Source organism: Mycobacterium sp. TH-M11 (assembly GCF_057473725.1).
Genome location: NZ_JBYCLD010000254.1, coordinates 1 through 2,657 on the forward strand (window position 1 = coordinate 1; position 2,657 = coordinate 2,657).

General features: G+C 66.9%; 4 protein-coding genes. All 4 read right to left on the reverse strand.

What is annotated here, in order from left to right; all coding sequences use genetic code 11:
• Positions 1-21: 21 nt before the first annotated feature.
• Complete coding sequence (locus tag AC2VOG_RS10455; protein ID WP_486939824.1) at positions 22-627, reverse strand: hypothetical protein; 606 nt, start codon at positions 625-627, stop codon at positions 22-24.
• Positions 624-806, reverse strand: a complete 183-nt coding sequence (locus AC2VOG_RS10460) for a hypothetical protein (protein WP_486939825.1) — start codon at positions 804-806, stop codon at positions 624-626. Before AC2VOG_RS10460 ends, AC2VOG_RS10455 begins: the two co-directional genes overlap by 4 nt.
• 16 nt (positions 807-822) lie before the next feature.
• Positions 823-2,352: a type VII secretion integral membrane protein EccD gene (eccD, locus tag AC2VOG_RS10465; RefSeq protein WP_486939826.1), complete on the reverse strand. Its 1,530-nt coding sequence runs from the start codon at positions 2,350-2,352 to the stop codon at positions 823-825.
• Positions 2,349-2,657, reverse strand: a 309-nt coding sequence (locus tag AC2VOG_RS10470; RefSeq protein ID WP_486939827.1) for a MinD/ParA family ATP-binding protein, incomplete at its 5' end; no start/stop codon positions are given. The genes AC2VOG_RS10470 and eccD, both read right to left, overlap by 4 nt.

Consider the following 2,657-nt stretch of genomic DNA (forward strand, 5'->3'; position numbering starts at 1 on the left):
CTCGCAGCGCGGTAGCTGCCGCTACAACTCGACTTCTGGTCGGGGCGTGACCGGCCGAACGGGCGCGGACGGCGCTACCGGAGCCGCGGGCGCACTCGACTGTCCGCCCGACGCGCCAGGGCCCAGGTCCGGTGTCGGCTCCAGGCGTTCTCGCGGTGGTCCGGCCGCGTGGTGCTGCGGCTCGGCTGGCTTATCAGGCCTGTCCTGGTTGTCCTGGTTGTCTTTGTCGGGCTGATCAGCTGGCGGATCGCCGGGCTTTGCTTCGCTCTGATCGTGCTGGCTGCCGTGCCCCATTCCCGCCATGCCGCCCAGGCTCTGCACGCCCTGCATCAACATCTGGGGAAGCGAGCCGACCATGCCGGCCATCTGCATCGGCGCCTGCATCATCTGTCCGGCCATCTGCATCGGCATTTGCATCATCTGGCCCATCTGGCTCATGCTGCCCATGGCTGAGCCCGCGGACGATCCGCCGGCACCGCCGGATTGGCCCTGACTGCCGTTGGGTCCGAATTGCTGCTGCCCGAACCGGTTTCCCAGATCACCGTCGGTGTCGGCATATCGGCCGGCCGCCTTGACGATGTTGGCCGCGAACGTCTTTGCCTTGTCGGCGGCGTCGTCCAGCGTCATGGCCCGACTATCGGTTCTTCGATCTTGGCCACCTGCGCCGCGATCGCTACCGAGAGCGGATCGCTGCCCGAGACGGTGAAAGGCTCCGGCGCTTTGGGGATGTTCTCGGCGTGCTCGGCCAGTTTGCCCCCGGCCTGCGCCAGTTTTTCGTGATCCACCCTGAGCGTCTCATGTGTCATCGGTTGGCCTCCTTACTCACAGCCGGAGATTGCGAATCAAGTCGTAGACACCGGCGATCCACAACAGCAAGGGAATGACGGCTGCGATCGCCACCCCGTCGATCATCTCCAAGATGCGTTTGGTCACCGGCGATACCCGCCGCACCCCCGACGTCGCACCGATCGTCACGATCGCGATCGCCCCGGCGGCCAGATACGCCGCCAGCACCACCCAGGCGCTGTTGGGGTACCAGAGACTCACCCGCGCCGCCACCCCGGTCGGGATGGCGACCGCCGCCGCCAACAGCGCCCATGCGCACCACCGTTCGGCGTACAGCCGGGACCGGAATCCGCAGACCGTTGCGATCAGCAAAGCAACGAGCAGACTGTGCATGAAAAAATGCCCGCGTACCACGACCGTGACCGCACCGACTGCCAGCACCAACGTGCCCGCGGCGACGAACCCGATCAACAGTTGCCGGGCCAGGTTGCTTCGTTCGGTCAGCCGGGCCGCCGAGTCGGGTACCGACGCCATAATGGCCTGCCACGTCGCCGATTCTTCATCCGAGGCGTGGGGTGCCTCGACGGCGTCGAGGAGTTCCTCATTACCCACGGTCTCCCCCGGCGCCGGTATCGGCGGCAAGGCGATCCGCGCGACAGCGACGGTGAGTTTGGCCGCGTTCGTCACGACGAACAATCCGAACATGATCGCGCCGGCGGGAACCCAGTACTGCCAACCGTATCCATAGGCGATTGCCGCAGCCGTCGACGCCGCCGCGGTGACGGCTAAAAAGGACGCAAGCTCCGCCCGCCCGCGCGGACCCCCTCGCGTGGCGAGTGTCAACAGCAGGACCGCCAGTGCTGCCCCTGCGAGCTGAGGCGCGCCCAGGGCGCCGACTCCGCGCGGCAGCGGAATCGCCAAGGCGACCGCACCCGCGATCATCGAGAAGGCACCGACCAGAAGGCTTTCCGCCATATCGAGGTTGTTGTACCGGCTCCTGGCGACCGTGCTGCCCACCAGCAGTCCGATCCCCAGAAAGCCGAGAGCGGGCGCCCACCACAGCGGGTGCCCGGAATGCGACCACGCCAGCAGCGACAACACCGTCAGCACCAGGGCCGCGACCGGAATGGCCACGGCGACAAAGCGATTCAATGCCGCACGGTCGAACTCAGGGGATTCCTGCAGCACCGCGACAGCATCGATGACGTCTTCGACCAGTGGTCGGTACCGCTCGGTGCGGCTGACCGCGACCAGCGTCAGGAGCGACCCGTCGACAACCCCGGCTTCATCCAGCGATTGGTCGAGCTTCAGCGGCGGCGCACCGGGACGCGCGAAGGCCCAAGCGCCGTTGGCCGCGAAATCGAACCCGGCCAGGACATCGGCCGGGGTGTCTTCGAGTAGCTCCGCCAGCACCGAGACTGTCTCGTCGATGTAGGTCTCGATGGCCGTCGCAGACGGCAGCACCAGGTCCGTCATCCGCTTTCCGGTGAGGACGGTGACGCGGGTGGCCGCCGGCCGGCTCGGTGTCGAACTCGGGGCGACCGCGGCGGCGGCGGGCGCGCTCAACGTCGCTCGAGCCTGTCGAAGTCATCGGAGAGGGCCGCGGCCAACTCGAGCATCCTGCGCTGAAAAGTCGAACCCAGCAGGTCGATGGAAATCTCGGTTCCGGCCGCGATGTGCCTGTCCCACGGGAGCAAGATGACACGACCCGGCTGCAGATGACGCTCGAATTGCTGCTGCAGATCCTGGACGTCCAGATTCGGCTTGCCCGGGGAAACCTGGTTGATCACCACACTGGCGCGGCTGAGCAGATCTTGGTAGCCGTTCTGGCGAAGCCAGTCCATCGCGATCGCCGCTTGGCGCGCGCCGTC

Bases quoted from the DNA above. Each gene is read 5' to 3' on its own strand.
- AC2VOG_RS10455 (WP_486939824.1), bottom strand. From the start codon at position 627: ATGACGCTGGACGACGCCGCCGACAAGGCAAAGACGTTCGCGGCCAAC.
- AC2VOG_RS10460 (WP_486939825.1), bottom strand. From the start codon at position 806: ATGACACATGAGACGCTCAGGGTGGATCACGAAAAACTGGCGCAGGCC.